General features: G+C 59.6%; 1 protein-coding gene. It reads left to right on the top strand.

The features are described 5' to 3' along the window. Positions 1–9: 9 nt before the first annotated feature. Positions 10–277, top strand: a 268-nt coding sequence (locus GV790_RS31955) for an acyltransferase domain-containing protein (protein ID WP_375139448.1), incomplete at its 3' end; no start/stop codon positions are given.

Below are 277 nucleotides of genomic sequence, written 5' to 3'. Positions count from 1 at the left end.
CTCGAGGACCTGGCGATCAACGACGTCGACATTGCTGCGGTCAACGGACCGGACGCCGTAGTTGTCGCGGGTGTTGAACACTCGATCGAACAGATTGGTGAGTATCTTCAACGGCATTCCGTCCAAGCGACACGTTTGAATGTCTCACACGCGTTCCATTCACCGATGATGGAGCCGATATTGGGCGAGTTCGCGGAATCGGCGGCGACTCTCGCAGCGGCCGAGCCCGTGATCCCACTGGTGTCCAATGTGGATGGCCGCCTGGCGGGTCCAGGAT

The organism is Nocardia cyriacigeorgica (genome assembly GCF_010858045.1).
Lineage (GTDB): Bacteria > Actinomycetota > Actinomycetes > Mycobacteriales > Mycobacteriaceae > Nocardia > Nocardia cyriacigeorgica_E.
Note: the sequence above shows the minus strand (reverse complement) of the source record. Positions and strands in the feature narration are given on the sequence as shown.